The sequence below is a fragment of the Rhizobium sp. BK196 genome (assembly GCF_014193255.1).
Taxonomy (GTDB): domain Bacteria; phylum Pseudomonadota; class Alphaproteobacteria; order Rhizobiales; family Rhizobiaceae; genus Rhizobium.
Genome location: NZ_JACHZB010000001.1, coordinates 1,058,315 through 1,073,435 on the forward strand (window position 1 = coordinate 1,058,315; position 15,121 = coordinate 1,073,435).

Sequence of the window (15,121 nt, forward strand, 5' to 3'; positions counted from 1 at the left end):
GTATCGAAATCAAGCCCGACGCCAACTTGGCGCCGTTTAATGCGCCGCTCGCAAAGGAAGGCGCATGCTATTCGCACAATCGATATTCCAATCCGTTCTTGAACGGCTCAAGGCGGAAGACGAAGCCGCCGGCGAAGCGGAAGAGCCGGCCGCCCACCGCGTCCACGGCTTTTCGACCGGCCTTGCCTTCGACGTGATGGAGGGCGTTTCGGCTACCTCGCAGCGGGTGGGCGAAGCCTATTTCGACAATCTCGCTCCCGAACCTGCGGGTAAGGAGGCTCTTCCGGCAGCACCCGAGCCGGAACCGATCATGCCCGAACACCTGGCGCGGGTGGCGCCGGAAGAGATTGCCGCCGAACTGTCGATTTCATCCGCCGATACGCTACAGACGCTGAGCGAGAAGCGGCGGGCCTTCGCCAAGGCCAATCACCCCGATGGCGTCGCCCAGCCCTTCCGCGACCAGGCAAACAAGCGCATGACGATCGCCAATCTGCTGATCGACGAGGCGATGCGGCGGCTGCCGCGATAAAGCATGTCGCGCAAAAGCGCATGGCGTTTGGCATGCGCAAAGCAAGGAATCGAAGCGCGGCGAAGAGACGCTTCGATTAGTCGGGCTTCTTCTCTTCTTCCATATCGGCCTTTTCCTCGCCCTCTTCATCGTCATCGACGACGACGGGAGCCGCCGCTTCCGGCGGCTTCGGGTCGAAGGTCCAGATCAGCATATAGAAGGAATAGACACCGACGGCGCCTGCAAGCACGCCCCAGAAGGGATCGCCGCCTATGAATTCGAAGATCGCCCATCCGAGGCAGACCGCGACGATGGCAATACGGACCCAGAGATGCCGATAGGTTGGATGGTTGGGATCGATAAGCTGCATCTCGGTCTCGTTGTCTCGATGATCGGTCTCACTGTTGTGATGACCTCGCTTGTCTTTAGGATGGATTTCGCAAATGTGAAAGGCCCGCGGGCTTGACGCGGCGACTGGAAAATGGAATGAAAATTCTAAACTTATATCAATTCGGTTTATTTGTTCCGAATATAGGGAGGCAGTTATGACAGTGAGATTTGGTCTTCTCGGCGCAGGCCGCATCGGCAAGGTCCATGCGAAGGCCGTCAGCGGCGATGCCAATGCAAAGCTCGTGGCCGTCGCCGACGCCTTCCCGCAGGCGGCCGACGCGATCGCCTCCGCCTATGGCTGCGAAGTCCGCACCATCGAAGCGATCGAGGCGGCCAAGGATATCGACGCCGTTGTCATCTGCACGCCGACCGATACCCATGCAGATCTGATCGAGCGCTTCGCCCGCGCCGGCAAGGCGATCTTCTGCGAAAAGCCGATCGACTTGGATGTTGCGCGCGTAAAAGCCTGCATCAAGGTCGTGGAAGAAACCGGCGCCAAGCTGATGGTCGGCTTCAACCGCCGCTTCGACCCGCATTTCATGGCCGTGCGCAAGGTCATCGACGACGGCAAGATCGGCGACGTAGAAATGGTGACGATCACCTCGCGCGATCCCGGTGCCCCGCCGGTCGATTATATCAAGCGTTCGGGCGGCATCTTCCGCGACATGACGATCCACGATTTCGACATGGCTCGCTTCCTGCTCGGCGAAGAGCCGGTCTCGGTCGTGGCAACCGCTGCTGTCCTCGTCGACAAGGCGATCGGCGAAGCCGGCGATTACGATAGCGTTTCGGTGATCCTGCAGACGGCCTCCGGCAAGCAGGCGATCATCTCCAACTCGCGCCGCGCCACCTATGGCTACGACCAGCGCATCGAAGCGCACGGCTCCAAGGGCGTCGTCTCGGCTGAAAACCAGCGCCCGGTCTCGATCGAAGTCGCCAACGGCGAAGGCTATACCCGCCCGCCGCTGCACGATTTCTTCATGACCCGCTACACCGAAGCCTATGCCAACGAGATCGCAAGCTTCATCTCGGCGATCGAGAAAGGCTCGAAGATCTCGCCCTCGGGCGCTGACGGCCTGGCCGCTCTTGCGCTGGCAGATGCCGCCGTCCAGTCCGTGAAGGAAGGCAAGCTGATCAGGATCGGCTGACCGCCCTCTCCCGACGGTCGCCATCATGAGAAATGGTCGGGTGAAAGCCCGGCCATTTCTCGTTTGATGAGATGGGGGCGGGCCGGAACAGCCCCCCTTCCCACGAGGAAAGGGGAGAGTGTGACGGTGCCCGTCCCCTTCGCCCCAGCGGGGGTCCGAAGGACGGGTCGAGACCTGCGGCTCGACCCTGGCCGGTGGCCCGAAGGGTCGGATGAGGGGGCCGCGGACGCAAGGCTGACCAGTCTAAGCGACCAGCGTTCTCCGAGGCCAAAAAACAGTATTTGACAGAGACTTAAAGAAATCTCTGTCGGCGGTTGGGCCCCCTCATCCGCCCTTCGGGCACCTTCTCCCCGATGGGGCGAAGGGGGGAGCGACTAATCTCCGCCCTGCACACCCGCCACGACGATATCCTCATCAATCACCGCCAGTGCGCGATTCAGATGTCCTTCGAAGACGAGAATCTGCTCGTCGGCGACGACCCTGAGGTCAGGCATGCCCTCCATGCGCACCACATGGGATTGGCCGAGCCCCTCCTCGATCCCCTGCCGCAGCAGATCGTAATAGCGCGTGCCCGGCCCGGTGATCGCGATCGGCATGCGCTCGGTCAGGCTCAGCATGCGCGACAGGCCGTTGCCGAGCGCCAGCCCCGCCTGGCGGAAGGCGAAGCCCGAGATGCGGTGGCCCTGCCGCGCCCTTGCTGCGATCTTGTCGAGCTCGGCCACTGGCACGAACTTTGCCGGGATCGTATCGAGCGGCACTTCGAAGGCGGTGCGCAGGATGGCATAGAAACCGGCATAGGCCTCGATACAGCCGCGGGTGCCGCAGCGGCAGAGACCGCCATTGGCCATGTGCAGCATGTGCCCGAAATTGGGCGCCGAGACTTCATGCCCGCCATGGCTCGTCGGTCGGATGATTCCAAGCCCGATGCTGTGGCCGAGCGAAAGCGCCGCCAGAGAGCGGAAATCGCCGCCCTTCACATTCTCCTCGCGCGCGCCGAGGGCGGCGGCGACCAGCAGCGTCTCGTTGTCGAGAATGACCTTCGCCTTCCAGTCCGGCTTGAGCGCCAGTTCGAAATCGATCTGGTCGCTGCCGAAGATCGGCGACCAGACGAGGACAGGCTCGGAGGAATTGACCAGCCCCTTGCTGCTGATCGAGATGAGCAGCACCTTCTCCTGGCTGATGCGCGAGCGCGCCAGGACGCGGCTCAGCCCTTCCCGCACCCCGTTCACGAAGCGGGCGGCGCCATCGGGATCGTGCGATCTTTCCTCGCTGAAACGGTCGATCAGCTTGCCCGAGTAATCGACCAGCGAATATTGAACCGCATCCGAGGAGATGATGACGACGATGAGATAGCCGCAGTCGCGGCGCTGGCGCAGAAGCACGCGCGGGCGCCCTCGCCCGCTCGCTGCCTGCTGCTCGGATTTTTCGATCACCTGCGCCTTTTCGAGATCGGCCGTGATCGCAGAAACGGTCGCAGACGAAAGCCGCGTGTGATCGGATATCTCAGTGTGGGCAAGCGGCCCGTGGCGGCGCAGAGTAGCGAGCACGAGCACGCTGTTTCTCTGCCGTACGAGCTCCGTGCTCGACTTGGTCAGCATGGATAGCCGCCTCTCCCAGGTTCGTTCCGCCCCTCATTGCCACAGCATCTCTGGCCCCTTCCAGTCAAAGGAATTAAGCCGGTAGTGCGGTGTTGACAGTTGAAAAAATCTCTGACAGTAAATTTCTCGACTGTCGAGAAAAAAATCCGAACCTTTCTGGACAGGCTTTCGCGATGGCCGGAGGAGGCTGATGCTGGGCCGGCTGCATTTCACTCGGGAGGACATTATGAAGTCTCTTTACAAGCTGATGGCCGGTGCTGCCATCCTCGTTTCCGTGCACTCGGCGGCCATGGCTGCCGACCTCGTCGTCGGCGTTTCCTGGTCGAACTTCCAGGAAGAGCGTTGGAAGACGGACGAAGCCGCCATCAAGAAGGCTCTCGAAGCCAAGGGCGCAAAGTACATTTCCGCCGACGCCCAGTCGTCGGCTGCAAAGCAGCTCACCGACGTCGAATCGCTGATTTCGCAGGGCGCAAACGCACTCATCATCCTCGCCCAGGACTCCGACGCGATCGGCCCGGCCGTTGAAAAGGCCGCCAGCGAAGGCATCCCGGTCGTCGGTTACGACCGCCTGATCGAAAACCCGTCTGCCTTCTACATCACCTTCGACAATAAGGAAGTCGGCCGCCTGCAGGCGCAGGGCGTCTTCAAGGTCAAGCCGGAAGGCAACTACGTCTTCATCAAGGGCTCGTCTTCCGACCCGAACGCCGACTTCCTGTTCGCAGGCCAGATGGAAGTTCTGAAGGCTGCCATCGACGCCGGCAAGATCAAGAATGTCGGCGAAGCCTATACCGACGGCTGGCTGCCGCAGAACGCTCAGCGCAACATGGAGCAGTTCCTGACCGCCAACAACAACAAGGTTGACGCTGTCGTCGCTTCCAACGACGGCACGGCCGGCGGCGCGGTAGCCGCTCTCGACGCCCAGGGCATGGCCGGTTCCGTTCCGGTTTCCGGCCAGGATGCCGACAAGGCTGCTCTTAACCGCATCGCTCTCGGCACGCAGACGGTTTCCGTCTGGAAGGACAGCCGTGAACTCGGCAAGCGCGCTGCCGAAGTCGCTCTCGATCTCGCCGGCGGCACCTCCCTCGACAAGGTTGCCGGCGTGCAGACCTTCGAAGGCGGCCCGAAGAAGGTGAAGATGCAGTCGATCTTCCTGACCCCGCTCGCCATCACCAAGGACAACCTGAACGTCGTCATCGACGCCGGATGGATCTCCAAGGCTGAAGCCTGCCAGGGCGTCAAGGCCGGCTCCGTCAAGGCTTGCGACTGATCCTCGCCTGACGATCTGAAATACCGGCGCCGCAGCGGCCTTCCGCTGCGGCGCCGGATGCGGATGAAGCCCGCTCGGCGGCGCTTCTCCGTTCTCGCGCACATCGCGGATGCTTTGATTCCCTGCCAGAATAGTGCCGTTGTGATCGGCTATTTTCGGAAGCGTCCCGGTGGTCACAACAAGAACAGGGCGATGGTCGGCCTGCGGCTTCATCAGCAGCAAGGCCCGCGCCCAAACAGATGGGGGAAACGGCAACCCATGGCAGACATGACCCAATCGACGACCTCAGGCCCGCGTACCGCAGTTGAAGGCCCCTTCACCCGCTTCCTGCGGGCAACGGAAATAGACACCCGCCTTCTCGGCATGATCGGCGCGCTGCTGGTCATCTGGGTCGGGTTCCATTTCTATACCGGCGGCCTATTCCTCACGCCCCGAAACCTCTGGAACCTCTCTGTCCAGACCACCGAAATCGCGGTTCTCGCGACCGGCATGGTGCTGGTCATCGTCACCAGAAACATCGACCTGTCGATCGGCTCGATCCTTGGCTTCGTCGCCATGATCATGGGCGTGGTCCAGGCGAAATTCCTGCCGCAATATCTTGGCTTCGACAATTCCTTCACCTGGGTGATCACGCTGATCTGCGGCCTCCTCGTCGGCGCGGCGATCGGCACGTTCCAGGGTATCATCATCGCTTTTCTCGGCGTGCCCTCCTTCATCGTCACGCTTGGCGGCTTCCTCGCCTGGCGCGGCCTTGCCTGGTATGTCACGAGCGGCCAGACGGTCGCCCCCCTCGACACCACCTTCCGCATCATGGGCGGCGGTGCCGAAGGCGCGATCGGCGCCACCTGGAGCTGGATCATCGGCGCGGTCGCCTGCGTGCTCATCGTCGTCTCGATCATCGGCTCGCGCCACCAGCGCCGGCGCTTCAACTTCCCGCGCCGCCCGCTCTGGGCCGAATATGTTCTCGGCGTCCTCGGCTGCGCCATGGTGCTCGGCGCCATCTGGGTGTCGACGATCTATTACTGGCCGCCGGCAATCGCCAAGCGTTATGCCGAAGCCAACAATATCACCATGCCCGAAACCGGCCTGATGATCCCCTACGGCATCGCCGTGCCGGTGCTGATCGCCATTCTCGTCGGCATCGTCATGACCTTCATCGCCACGCGCCTGCGCTTCGGCCGCTATGTCTTCGCGATCGGCGGCAACCCGGAAGCAGCCGAACTCGCCGGCATCAAGACCCGCTGGGTGACGGTGCGCATCTTCGCGCTGATGGGCTTCCTCGCAGCAGTGGCCGCCGCCATCTCCACGGCGCGCCTCAACGCCGCCGCCAATTCGCAGGGCACGACCTACGAGCTCTATACGATCGCCGCAGCCGTCATCGGCGGCACGTCGCTCGCAGGCGGCACCGGCACGATCGCCGGCGCCATGCTCGGCGCGCTCGTCATGCAGTCGCTGCAGTCGGGCATGGGTCTCGCAAATGTCGATACGCCCATCCAGAACGTCGTCGTCGGCGCGGTGCTCGTCATTGCCGTCTGGCTCGACACCGTCTATCGCTCCCGTGCGAAGTAAGAGGAGTACGAACCATGGCTGAACAACGCACTCCCCTTGTGGAATTGAAGAACATCTCGATCTCCTTCGGCGGTATCCATGCGGTCGACAATGCCTCGGTCGATCTCTATCCCGGCGAAGTCGTGGCCCTTCTCGGCCATAACGGCGCCGGCAAGTCGACGCTGATCAAGATCCTCTCCGGCGCCTATAAGCGCGATTCGGGCGAGATCCTGATCGACGGCGAGCCGGTCGACATCCGCAATCCGCGCGATGCCAAGAAGTTCGGCATCGAGACGATCTACCAGACGCTCGCCGTCGCCGACAATGTCGACGCCGCCGCCAACCTCTATCTCGGCCGCGAGCTGAAGACCCGCTGGGGCACGCTCGACGACGTGGCGATGGAAGCCTCCGCCCGCGAGGTGATGGGCCGCCTCAACCCCAACTTCAAGCGCTTCAAGGAGCCGGTGAAAGCACTGTCAGGCGGCCAGCGCCAGTCGGTCGCGATCGCCCGCGCCATCCTGTTCAACGCCCGCATCCTGATCATGGACGAGCCGACGGCAGCCCTTGGCCCCCAGGAAACGGCGCAAGTGGGCGAGCTCATCAAGCAGCTGAAGAAGGAAGGCATCGGCATCTTCCTCATCAGCCACGACATCCACGACGTCTTCGACCTCGCCGACCGTGTCTCGGTGATGAAAAACGGCCAGGTCGTCGGCCACGCCCGCACCGAAGATGTCACCAAGGACGAAGTCCTCGGCATGATCATCCTCGGCAAGGTGCCCCCGAAGGCCATCCCCGGCCCTGGCGCCATGCAGGTCTGATACAAACAGCATCCAGCAAGCAAACTCCGCCGCCCGAAAGGCCCGGCGGAGTTTTTATTTGCGACATCAGTCCGCAGCCGCAGCACCCGCGGCAAGGGTCGCAAGCCGCGCTAGCCTGACAGGCTCATCCCGTACGAAGGACGCATTCTCCGAGAGAATCGCATGCGCCCGCGCCGCAAAGCGCTGCGCTTCCTCCATCTCGCCCTTCACCGCATAACACTCGGCCAACTCTTCATAGACATAAGGCGCCGCATCATTGGCCGCATCCGCAAGCGCCACGACCCTCTCCCCAAGCGCAATCGCCTCATCTACCCGCGACAATGCCCGGAGCGTACGCACGACCGCATACCGCGCCACCTTCAGCGTCTGCGCATTGCCGGAGGTCTCCCGGATCGCCTCATCCCGCCGGAAAGCGCCAAGCGCATCCTCGAAGCGCCCCGCCTCGAAATAGGTCCAGCCGAGATTGTGATGCAGCATGCCGCGCCACTGCGGCCCGACCCCATGCGCCTCGATATAATCGAGCGCGACGCTCACCCACCGTTCTGCCGCCTCGACATCGGACGCGATCGCCAGCACATGCGCCGCATCGACAGCCAGATCATGATCCCCTGCCCGCTGCGGTAGTTCCCATGCCGCGCTAAAGAACGGCAGCGCCCGCGCCGGCTCCCCGGCACTGTTGAAAAGCCGCCCCCCGCTCGATCGCAATCCACGCCCGCGCCCCAGCATCCTCGCCGGCCTGCGTCACGGCTCCATCCAGGATCTCATGCCCCAGCGAAAAATTCCCGGAAAGCCCAGCAAACCGCGCCCGCCGCGCCAGATCGAAAACCGCTTCGCCCATCTCATCCCCGATGAAAACCTAACTATCAGTGGAAGCTTTTAGCGACGCCCCATCGCCTTGAAAATCCCGGATAACAGCAACGAGCCGAAATTCCGCGAACTTCGCGATTGAAGCAGAGCCAAAGCTAGGCTAAGAACCACGTCATCGGACGACGAGTCACATCGTCAGGCATGCACCCGTAGCTCAGCTGGATAGAGTGTTGGATTCCGATTCCAAAGGTCACAGGTTCGAATCCTGTCGGGTGCGGTTCCGATCTTGCTGAAATCATTGAGTTTTCTCTTTATTCTGATTTCACTCCCAGGTTCGTCGCATGAACCGGAGGCATGGGTATTTCAGCTCCATTAAATCTCTCCGTCATCAAAACGACGGCATTTCGTACTTCGGAGCTTTTGCGATTCATACAACTGACTGTCGTTTCGAGTTTTGTCACGGCAGCACGGCTCAGCAGAGGGCGTGGGCAAATTGCGCTTCAACAAAAACGATGATGTTCAGCGGCGTTGAGCGATATGACCAACGCTCCTCGCGACCTTTGAATGGCCGACTACGCAGATTCAGGCTTCCGGCCCCGGCACTTATCATTTCAAGACAGGAAGCCGTTCCCCGGCTCTTACCGCGCCTTTCAGCCGATTGCCAGATGGCGCTAATGGGCAGACATAGCGGGGTGAATAGGCGCACGAAGGAAAATAGGAGAAGTTGAAATCCAGCACGAGTGTGCTGTCTGGCCTGACAACGCCGAGATCTGCTCCCTTGATGGTGTCGAGGAGATATCGACCACCGCCATACGTCTCGGTCCCGGAGGTCGCGTCGGCAAACGGCAGGAACACGCCACCGCCGTACCCCTCAATCCAGTAAAGGGTCAACTCGCCGCCCAATCTGGCCTCCAGCCCGCTTGTACGGGCGAACGTATGCATCGACAGGTCACCATCCACCCCTGTTGCGACGGTTATCTGTTCCAACGTTACCGGGGCAAGCTGTACCGTCAGGCGCAACGAGGGATCATAAGGAAACGTCGTCGGTCCTTCGAACGTCGTGCGGTCCGCCGGTTCGATTGGCGACTGGGGATGGTCGCGAAACATGGTCGAACGGGTATCGCACCAAAGCCGCCAGGCAGCAGCCGCATCCGGGCTGGAACGTATCTCGTAATAGAGATTTGCGATCTTCTGGCGCCACTCCCACAGCTGTATAGTTTCGTTCAAATCAGACCCTCCCATATCATGTGGCAATCTCCTGTCGGATCGTGCCACCTTAGCAGTCTGTCCATAATTGTTGCCACCAACGGCTGAAGCCCTTCCTGCGAAGCGGTGCGTTATGTTGACAACGGATCCAGCGCCGCTGGCAAGCGGCCCCTCGCTTTTTCGAGCGCTGAACGCTATGCACGATCTTGCCTGATCCGACACGAGGAGCATCCGATGATCCACGAATTGCGCATTTATACATGTCTGCCGGGGAGGCTGCCGGCATTGCAGCAGCGTTTCGAAACCGCGACTCTGGCAATCTGGGAACGCCTTGGCATCCGCTCGCTCGGCTTCTGGACGACGATGATCGGGTCTTCCAGCAACGATCTGACCTACCTGCTCGAATGGCGGTCGCTGGCGGAGCGCGAGCAGAAATGGGCCGAGTTCATAGCCGATCGCGAGTGGCAGGAAGCGAGGGCGAAGAGCGAGGCGGATGGGCCGATCGTCGCCAATATCGCCAGTTCGCTGCTGCAGCCGACACGCTTCTACCGCGGCTTCTCCAAATCGTCGGAATAACGGCCGGAACTGCGCACGCTGCCTCAGGGGATTATTCCGAGGTTACTGCTGGGGCAGAATGATTTTCTGTTCTGTGGTGCTCTTTACGGGCTTCTCTCCGGGCACGTGCGACATCGTGCGCGTCGTGCTCTGCAGTGAATCTTCACCGGCGGTTGTCTTTGTCCTCGATTTGCTGAAGGTGCCCTTGTCGACGGCCTGAGCCTTGGTCTGCGCCTTCAGTTTTTCGCTGTTGTCGTTGACGTGCGTCTTGCTTGTTGCCTTGCCGTCGACGGCCGCAGCGCTACCGCCAGAGCCGATGGAGGAGGTTGTGCCGCCCTCCGTCTGACAGACACCTGCGGTTCCTACAGAGCTCGCGGACGTACCGCCTGCAGCGGCGCTCCCTCCCGTCCCGACTGTGCCCGCAGCTGTGCATTCCTCTGCCGAGACGGTGGCTGTTGCAGACAAGAGCGCGAAGGTCATCACGCCAATAAGTTTGATCCTCTTCATTGGTCTCTCCTAGTTTTTCGGTTTGGTGACGGAGCAGGTGCCATCGGACCGCTTGGTGATAACCGTGCCGTCCGGCCGCGTAACGCTCGCCGTCGAGGAACTGTCGATACTTCCCGAACCTGCTGAGGAGCTCGATGCCGACGACGACGCCGAAGTTGATGACCCGGTTCCGGTCGTCGTCGATGATGTTACCTTGCCGTTTCCTGCCGTTACTGTGGTGGACATGTCGCCAGAAGCGGACTTTCCCTCGATCACGGTACATGTCGATCCATCATCCAGCTTGATATCTTCGGCTCCAGCCTGCGCTGCGATGAGCAGAGCGGCTCCATACATGAGTGATTTTGTAGCATGAGACATTGTTGGCCTCCGAATGAAGATGGCCGGCGTCTTGAAACGCCGGCCCAGTGGTTAGCACGATTGGGTCGAGCCGTTCTTCTTCACCTGTCCTGGAGCACAGCCCTTCTTTCCGTTGTTCTCATGAGAGGAGCCTGCCTGGCTTGCGCCGGTCCCCACGGTGCTGCCGCTCTGCCCGCTTCCTGCGGAAGAACCGCCCGTACCGACGGAGCTGCTGGAGGTTCCACCCCCCGCAGACGAGCCGCCCGTCCCAAGGGTGGAGGACGAACCGGAGCCCGAGCCTGAGCCAGCCGCCGAACCACCTGTGCCGACTGTACTGCTGGAGGTCCCGCCACCTGCCGAAGAGCCACCGGTGCCAACGGTCGACGAGCTGCCAGACGGACAGTTAGTCGCCCCTGCGGTGCAATCGCCTCCGGCGGAGCTTCCGCCAGTACCAACGGTGCTGCTGGACGTGCCACCGCCCGCAGACGAGCCACCGGTGCCAACTGTGCTTGATGACTGCGCGAATGCCGTGCTTGCGAGAAGGGCAGCCGCGAACGCGATGCCGGTTGCCTTGAACATGGAAAATTCCTCCATCGATTGTTGAACCAGTGCCGGATCGAAGCGACCAGCTGTCAGACGAACGACGGTATGCACTGACTGTTCCTCATCACGGACTTCAGTCGAGGGTACCTCGGACCATCGTCTGATGGTCCGATCCTGCGATCGCTCGAGATCCCCGTTCCGCAAACATGTATCTGCCGGTGCATATGCTGGATGAGGACGATGAAGCGGCAGGATTGGCAAGATCTTTTCAGCTAGAAGCCGGCGGGAATCGCCCGCCGGGCGGCCTGTCTCGCCTCAGGCTGTCAGTCTCTTGACTGCGGGCTTCCCTGCCTTGGAGAAATATTTCTCCCCGACCATCCTCCCGATGCCGGCAATGCCATGCCCGTCCCGCATAAGCGCCACGCCCCCGGCACATCCCTTGCATCGTTAACAATACACCATCCCATCGGGAGTATTGTGTCATGGAATGGGACACTCCAATCGAATTCGATCCCGTGATCCTGATGTTTCACGATCCGGATAGGCTCCTATCCGTGCGAACGGCTATCGGAGCCGCCAACGCGCTCATGACGGAATTCCCTTGCGATGACGGAGAGGAATTTCTTGCGGCGATCAAGGCCTGTCTTGATGTCATGCAGGGCAACGCCAGCCCCGAGGAATTGAGAGCGGCAATCATTCGCGCTGCAGCCGAGGCCGGGATTACCGCCATCGCCGTCCTTCACTGAGCTGTCTGTTTCTTGACCAGACCCGAGGCAGTGCCTTGCCGGCTCTGCGCGTCCTCGGGAATGGCCGCCTGATGCCCGATTTTGTAAGCGCTGCCATGCGTCCGCAAATTTCGTAAGCGCGCTTCTTGAACAAAATCAGAGGCTTAACGATCGCACTTACGAACTTACGAAATTACGGCACCTCTCCAACTCTCATAGCGATAGTCGACAGCCTCTCGAATACCGGTCTGTCCCCACCTGTGTTTCGTCATTGTCTCCGAAAGTCTGTAAGCCTACCAATAAATAACTGAAAACATTGAGGAAATTCGCTTACGAAGTTTATGTAAGCAATCGTAAGCGCTGTAAGCAACTGCGCAGGCGGCCCGCAAGACAAACCGCCGGAAGGCCGGCGTCTCCCGGGCATGCGCCTGCGACCCTAGAAGCGCCATTCGCGCCTTCGCGACCCGGACTCGAACTCGATGCGGCCATCAGCCCATCTCGCCCACGGCTTCCCGCTCACATCGCCACGAACATAAACTCTCACAGCCTCGCGCCCGCGATTGGAAACCACCGCCTGCGGTTCGAACCCCAGCCCGACAAGCGCCCTCTGCAGGTTGCCGCGCCAGCCGGTGGGCAGGCGGCTGGCGTCCTCGCTTCCGCCGGTCAGGAGCCTGCGCATGTCCGCGCACGGCACCATCATCTCGCCCTCAGGGATCAGGTCGCGGATGATGTCGTAGGTGGGGCCGAAATCCATCACGCCCTGATGCAGGGCTTCGAGATCGGCCTCCAACGCCGGGTCGCCCAAACACAGGAGCTCATGCTGATAGATCGTCATGACCTCGGCCCAGATCTGCGCGCGGTCGGCGCGGATAGCCGCGAGATCGATCGCTTTGGGCCTGACCGGCCACCAGCGGCGGTTGCCGCTCGTATCGGTCAGGAACTCGTCGGCGTTGGTCGTGGCGTAGAACACGAACTGGCGGGGCACGTCGTCCGACTTCTGCTGATACGCCCCGCGTGCGGTATCGACGCGAATCGTGATGAACTTCCTGATCGTCTCGATCTCCCTGGTCGACCGGCCGGCAAGCTCCGCAAGCTCGACGACGCAGCGCCCCCTGGTGATCTCGATCACTTCGCGCGCGCTTTCGCCCACCGTCAGGCCGTCGGTCACCCATTCCTCGACAGGAACGAGCGCCCGGCCGAAGGACGATTTTCCGAGCCCCTGCCTGCCCTGCAGGGTCAGCACGTGGTCGAACTGGCATCCGGGCTCAAAAACGCGTCTGGCAAGCGCCGAGAGCCATTTGCGCGCGAAGGCGCGGTTCAGCCGCGTGTCATCGGCGCCGAGATAGCAGGTCAGGAACGTGTCGACCCGCCGCGTCCCATCCCATGCCTGCAGCGACGACAGCCAGTCTTTCACAGGGTGATAGGGATGCCGGCCGGCGACCTTGTCGATGATGGGATTGATGTTGAAAACCTTTGGCGTCAGGCCGAAGCTCTCAAGCCATTCCACCGCTTCGGCAAGATCGTTGTTTGTGAGCGGGCGAGGCTTCCAGTCTCCCTTGCGCAAATCCCACGGCGGCCGGCGCAGCAGCATCGTCCGACCGCTGAATTCATCGAGCGCAAGCATTCCCCGCGCGTCGGGGTGGTGTTCCAGCACCACGGTCCAGTTGAGCGTGAGGCCCGGAAGGGGATTGCCCTTGTCATTCGTCTTGAGCATGGCGAGCCAGTCGCGCGACGGCGCGTGTTCAGTCATATGTGGCATCGGAGTTTTTCCGCGCGAGATGTGAAGGCTGCTTGGTTCCCCCGTGGGAGAAGGGGACGTCGCGCCCAGCCGCATCTGTCACCCGTTCAACAATCCACCCCTCGACCTGCCCTTCCATCCAGCCGACGGCGCGCTTGCCGATCTTCACCGGCCGCGGAAACCGGCCGTCGGCAATAAGCGCATAGAGGGTTGAGGTGGGAAGGCCCGTCCTGTTCTGAACCTCCGGGCGGCGGAGAATCCTTGATGTCATTGACCGTTTCCTTCTGGAATGTTTCGGACATCGCCAGACTTGTTTGGAAACGGTTGGGATATAGAATTGCGCCCGCAACGCCTGTTGTCGGCGGGCGCCTGCCGCGGGCACGGATCGTCAGCCGCGCATTGGCGGTAAGGCCGTCCGCTTGATCACGCGGCGGCGTGGCTGCTCCCGGCCTGACGGCTGAAGAGACCCCGCGCGCCTTCCACCATGATGCGCAGATGCTCCGGGTCGCGCACCCCCTGCCGGTAAAGCTCGACGACGATCGCGGCGATCCGCGCGGCCTCTTCAGAGGCCTTGTCGATACCGGCTTCTTTCACAAGCGTATCGAAAACGGGCTGGCAGGCTGCAAGATCGCGCGCGTCGAACGGCTGCGGCTTGCGAACATCGATCGATTTCATGTCCTTCAAAAGCCGGCGCCGTCCGGCGGCGCCGGCTTCCTCCTCCCCCTCCGGTTAAGCGACGTTCTTTTCGCCTTCGATCATCTGCATCGGCGCCTGAGAGCCCTCGGCGCTGGCGATCGCGATCTTGCGCGGCTTCATCTCTTCGGGGATCTCACGCTTCAGATCGATGGTCAGAAGGCCGTTCGTCAGCGAAGCGTTATCGACCCGGACATGGTCGGCAAGCTCGAAGCGCCGCTCGAAGGAGCGGCCGGCAATGCCGCGATGCAGGTAGTCGCCCTGCTTCTCTTCGTTCTTCTGGCCTCTGACGACCAGCACGTTGCGCTCCTGGGTGACATCGAGGTCGGTGTCGGCAAAGCCTGCGACCGCCATCTGGATGCGGTAGTCGTTCTCGCCGGACTTGACGATGTCGTAGGGCGGCCATGTGTCGATAGCCTGCAGGCGCTGCGGATTGTTCAGAAGGTTGAGCACCCGGTCGAAGCCAATGCTCGAGCGGTAGAAGGGTGCGAAGTCGAATTCGTTTCTCATGACCAAATCCTCCGTAAAGCGAGTTGGAAAGGAGACGCGTCGGAAACTGCGTCCCCGGCTTCCGGCCCCCTTTGGGCTGCCGGCGAATATCGATTTGGTTTGGCTTTTTTTGCCTTTCAAGAGGCCTCGAAAAATTTTTTTGAGCGCCCGGCGCCGGCCCACTTGAACCCTGAAAATACCGAAACGATCTCTTATCCGCCTGGAGATTTTCCTCATCCGTCGAA

At 61.5% G+C, this 15,121-nt stretch carries 18 protein-coding genes and 1 tRNA gene; 8 read left to right on the forward strand and 11 right to left on the reverse strand.

What is annotated here, in order from left to right; genetic code table 11:
- The first annotated feature begins 64 nt into the window (after nucleotides 1–64).
- Nucleotides 65–529 carry a hypothetical protein gene (locus tag FHT78_RS05460; RefSeq protein WP_183741371.1) on the forward strand — a complete coding sequence of 155 codons (465 nt, stop codon included), beginning with the start codon at nucleotides 65–67 and terminating at the stop codon, nucleotides 527–529.
- Nucleotides 530–605: 76 nt separating this feature from the next.
- On the opposite strand, the gene FHT78_RS05465 is transcribed toward FHT78_RS05460, so the two are convergent.
- Complete coding sequence (locus tag FHT78_RS05465) at nucleotides 606–878, reverse strand: hypothetical protein (protein ID WP_183741372.1); 273 nt, start codon at nucleotides 876–878, stop codon at nucleotides 606–608.
- A gap of 175 nt (nucleotides 879–1,053) precedes the next feature.
- Here FHT78_RS05465 and iolG point away from each other — a divergent pair, with 175 nt between their 5' ends.
- Nucleotides 1,054–2,046, forward strand: coding sequence for an inositol 2-dehydrogenase (iolG, locus tag FHT78_RS05470; RefSeq protein ID WP_183741375.1), 993 nt, complete (start codon nucleotides 1,054–1,056; stop codon nucleotides 2,044–2,046).
- A gap of 374 nt (nucleotides 2,047–2,420) precedes the next feature.
- Here the strand turns inward: iolG and FHT78_RS05475 are convergent, their stop codons facing one another.
- Nucleotides 2,421–3,644 carry an ROK family transcriptional regulator gene (locus FHT78_RS05475; protein WP_183741377.1) on the reverse strand — a complete coding sequence of 408 codons (1,224 nt, stop codon included), beginning with the start codon at nucleotides 3,642–3,644 and terminating at the stop codon, nucleotides 2,421–2,423.
- Between the two features lie 226 nt (nucleotides 3,645–3,870).
- Here FHT78_RS05475 and xylF point away from each other — a divergent pair, with 226 nt between their 5' ends.
- The 3 genes from xylF (at nucleotide 3,871) to FHT78_RS05490 (ending at nucleotide 7,277) form a co-directional block, all read left to right on the forward strand.
- The gene (gene xylF, locus FHT78_RS05480) at nucleotides 3,871–4,911 is read left to right on the forward strand and encodes a D-xylose ABC transporter substrate-binding protein (protein WP_183741379.1); all 1,041 of its coding nucleotides are present in this window, start codon (nucleotides 3,871–3,873) and stop codon (nucleotides 4,909–4,911) included.
- 258 nt (nucleotides 4,912–5,169) lie between these two features.
- Nucleotides 5,170–6,480 carry a sugar ABC transporter permease gene (locus tag FHT78_RS05485; RefSeq protein ID WP_183741381.1) on the forward strand — a complete coding sequence of 437 codons (1,311 nt, stop codon included), beginning with the start codon at nucleotides 5,170–5,172 and terminating at the stop codon, nucleotides 6,478–6,480.
- A gap of 14 nt (nucleotides 6,481–6,494) precedes the next feature.
- Complete coding sequence (locus FHT78_RS05490) at nucleotides 6,495–7,277, forward strand: ATP-binding cassette domain-containing protein (RefSeq protein WP_183741383.1); 783 nt, start codon at nucleotides 6,495–6,497, stop codon at nucleotides 7,275–7,277.
- A 66-nt stretch (nucleotides 7,278–7,343) separates the two neighbouring features.
- Here the strand turns inward: FHT78_RS05490 and FHT78_RS05495 are convergent, their stop codons facing one another.
- A complete protein-coding gene (locus FHT78_RS05495; RefSeq protein ID WP_183741385.1) occupies nucleotides 7,344–8,003 on the reverse strand; it encodes a tetratricopeptide repeat protein in 660 nt (219 codons plus the stop codon).
- 284 nt (nucleotides 8,004–8,287) lie between these two features.
- Between FHT78_RS05495 and FHT78_RS05500 the strand changes: the two genes are divergently transcribed.
- Nucleotides 8,288–8,361: transfer RNA gene (locus FHT78_RS05500), tRNA-Arg, on the forward strand.
- A gap of 329 nt (nucleotides 8,362–8,690) precedes the next feature.
- Here the strand turns inward: FHT78_RS05500 and FHT78_RS05505 are convergent.
- Nucleotides 8,691–9,326, reverse strand: coding sequence for a DUF1684 domain-containing protein (locus FHT78_RS05505; protein ID WP_183741387.1), 636 nt, complete (start codon nucleotides 9,324–9,326; stop codon nucleotides 8,691–8,693).
- A gap of 198 nt (nucleotides 9,327–9,524) precedes the next feature.
- Here FHT78_RS05505 and FHT78_RS05510 point away from each other — a divergent pair, with 198 nt between their 5' ends.
- A complete protein-coding gene (locus tag FHT78_RS05510; protein ID WP_183741388.1) occupies nucleotides 9,525–9,866 on the forward strand; it encodes an NIPSNAP family protein in 342 nt (113 codons plus the stop codon).
- 42 nt (nucleotides 9,867–9,908) lie between these two features.
- Here FHT78_RS05510 and FHT78_RS05515 read toward each other — a convergent pair whose 3' ends face one another.
- The 3 genes from FHT78_RS05515 to FHT78_RS29255 all read right to left on the reverse strand — a co-directional run bounded on the left by FHT78_RS05515 (nucleotide 9,909) and on the right by FHT78_RS29255 (nucleotide 11,267).
- The gene (locus tag FHT78_RS05515) at nucleotides 9,909–10,352 is read right to left on the reverse strand and encodes a hypothetical protein (protein ID WP_183741390.1); all 444 of its coding nucleotides are present in this window, start codon (nucleotides 10,350–10,352) and stop codon (nucleotides 9,909–9,911) included.
- A gap of 9 nt (nucleotides 10,353–10,361) precedes the next feature.
- Nucleotides 10,362–10,685: a hypothetical protein gene (locus FHT78_RS29250; protein WP_246715159.1), complete on the reverse strand. Its 324-nt coding sequence runs from the start codon at nucleotides 10,683–10,685 to the stop codon at nucleotides 10,362–10,364.
- 75 nt (nucleotides 10,686–10,760) lie between these two features.
- Nucleotides 10,761–11,267 carry a hypothetical protein gene (locus FHT78_RS29255; RefSeq protein WP_246715161.1) on the reverse strand — a complete coding sequence of 169 codons (507 nt, stop codon included), beginning with the start codon at nucleotides 11,265–11,267 and terminating at the stop codon, nucleotides 10,761–10,763.
- Nucleotides 11,268–11,713: 446 nt separating this feature from the next.
- Between FHT78_RS29255 and FHT78_RS05525 the strand changes: the two genes are divergently transcribed.
- The gene (locus tag FHT78_RS05525; RefSeq protein ID WP_183741394.1) at nucleotides 11,714–11,977 is read left to right on the forward strand and encodes a DUF982 domain-containing protein; all 264 of its coding nucleotides are present in this window, start codon (nucleotides 11,714–11,716) and stop codon (nucleotides 11,975–11,977) included.
- 415 nt (nucleotides 11,978–12,392) lie between these two features.
- Here FHT78_RS05525 and FHT78_RS05530 read toward each other — a convergent pair whose 3' ends face one another.
- The 4 genes from FHT78_RS05530 to FHT78_RS05545 all read right to left on the reverse strand — a co-directional run bounded on the left by FHT78_RS05530 (nucleotide 12,393) and on the right by FHT78_RS05545 (nucleotide 14,897).
- Nucleotides 12,393–13,715, reverse strand: a complete 1,323-nt coding sequence (locus tag FHT78_RS05530; RefSeq protein WP_183741395.1) for a virulence-associated E family protein — start codon at nucleotides 13,713–13,715, stop codon at nucleotides 12,393–12,395.
- Nucleotides 13,699–13,965 (reverse strand): AlpA family transcriptional regulator, encoded by a 267-nt coding sequence (locus tag FHT78_RS05535; RefSeq protein WP_183741397.1) that lies wholly within the window; start codon nucleotides 13,963–13,965, stop codon nucleotides 13,699–13,701. The genes FHT78_RS05530 and FHT78_RS05535 overlap by 17 nt, the downstream gene beginning before the upstream one ends.
- A gap of 152 nt (nucleotides 13,966–14,117) precedes the next feature.
- Nucleotides 14,118–14,369, reverse strand: coding sequence for a hypothetical protein (locus FHT78_RS05540; protein WP_183741400.1), 252 nt, complete (start codon nucleotides 14,367–14,369; stop codon nucleotides 14,118–14,120).
- Between the two features lie 54 nt (nucleotides 14,370–14,423).
- Nucleotides 14,424–14,897 (reverse strand): Hsp20 family protein, encoded by a 474-nt coding sequence (locus FHT78_RS05545; RefSeq protein ID WP_183741401.1) that lies wholly within the window; start codon nucleotides 14,895–14,897, stop codon nucleotides 14,424–14,426.
- Nucleotides 14,898–15,121 lie beyond the last annotated feature (224 nt).

Bases quoted from the DNA above. Each gene is read 5' to 3' on its own strand.
- FHT78_RS05475 (WP_183741377.1), bottom strand. From the start codon at position 3,644: ATGCTGACCAAGTCGAGCACGGAGCTCGTACGGCAGAGAAACAGCGTG.
- FHT78_RS05505 (WP_183741387.1), bottom strand. From the start codon at position 9,326: ATGGGAGGGTCTGATTTGAACGAAACTATACAGCTGTGGGAGTGGCGC.
- iolG (WP_183741375.1), top strand. From the start codon at position 1,054: ATGACAGTGAGATTTGGTCTTCTCGGCGCAGGCCGCATCGGCAAGGTC.
- FHT78_RS05535 (WP_183741397.1), bottom strand. From the start codon at position 13,965: ATGACATCAAGGATTCTCCGCCGCCCGGAGGTTCAGAACAGGACGGGC.
- FHT78_RS05485 (WP_183741381.1), top strand. From the start codon at position 5,170: ATGGCAGACATGACCCAATCGACGACCTCAGGCCCGCGTACCGCAGTT.
- FHT78_RS05545 (WP_183741401.1), bottom strand. From the start codon at position 14,897: ATGAGAAACGAATTCGACTTCGCACCCTTCTACCGCTCGAGCATTGGC.
- FHT78_RS05495 (WP_183741385.1), bottom strand. From the start codon at position 8,003: ATGCTGGGGCGCGGGCGTGGATTGCGATCGAGCGGGGGGCGGCTTTTC.
- FHT78_RS05465 (WP_183741372.1), bottom strand. From the start codon at position 878: ATGCAGCTTATCGATCCCAACCATCCAACCTATCGGCATCTCTGGGTC.
- xylF (WP_183741379.1), top strand. From the start codon at position 3,871: ATGAAGTCTCTTTACAAGCTGATGGCCGGTGCTGCCATCCTCGTTTCC.
- FHT78_RS05515 (WP_183741390.1), bottom strand. From the start codon at position 10,352: ATGAAGAGGATCAAACTTATTGGCGTGATGACCTTCGCGCTCTTGTCT.
- FHT78_RS05510 (WP_183741388.1), top strand. From the start codon at position 9,525: ATGATCCACGAATTGCGCATTTATACATGTCTGCCGGGGAGGCTGCCG.
- FHT78_RS05540 (WP_183741400.1), bottom strand. From the start codon at position 14,369: ATGAAATCGATCGATGTTCGCAAGCCGCAGCCGTTCGACGCGCGCGAT.
- FHT78_RS29250 (WP_246715159.1), bottom strand. From the start codon at position 10,685: ATGTATGGAGCCGCTCTGCTCATCGCAGCGCAGGCTGGAGCCGAAGAT.
- FHT78_RS05525 (WP_183741394.1), top strand. From the start codon at position 11,714: ATGGAATGGGACACTCCAATCGAATTCGATCCCGTGATCCTGATGTTT.
- FHT78_RS05530 (WP_183741395.1), bottom strand. From the start codon at position 13,715: ATGCCACATATGACTGAACACGCGCCGTCGCGCGACTGGCTCGCCATG.
- FHT78_RS29255 (WP_246715161.1), bottom strand. From the start codon at position 11,267: ATGTTCAAGGCAACCGGCATCGCGTTCGCGGCTGCCCTTCTCGCAAGC.
- FHT78_RS05490 (WP_183741383.1), top strand. From the start codon at position 6,495: ATGGCTGAACAACGCACTCCCCTTGTGGAATTGAAGAACATCTCGATC.
- FHT78_RS05460 (WP_183741371.1), top strand. From the start codon at position 65: ATGCTATTCGCACAATCGATATTCCAATCCGTTCTTGAACGGCTCAAG.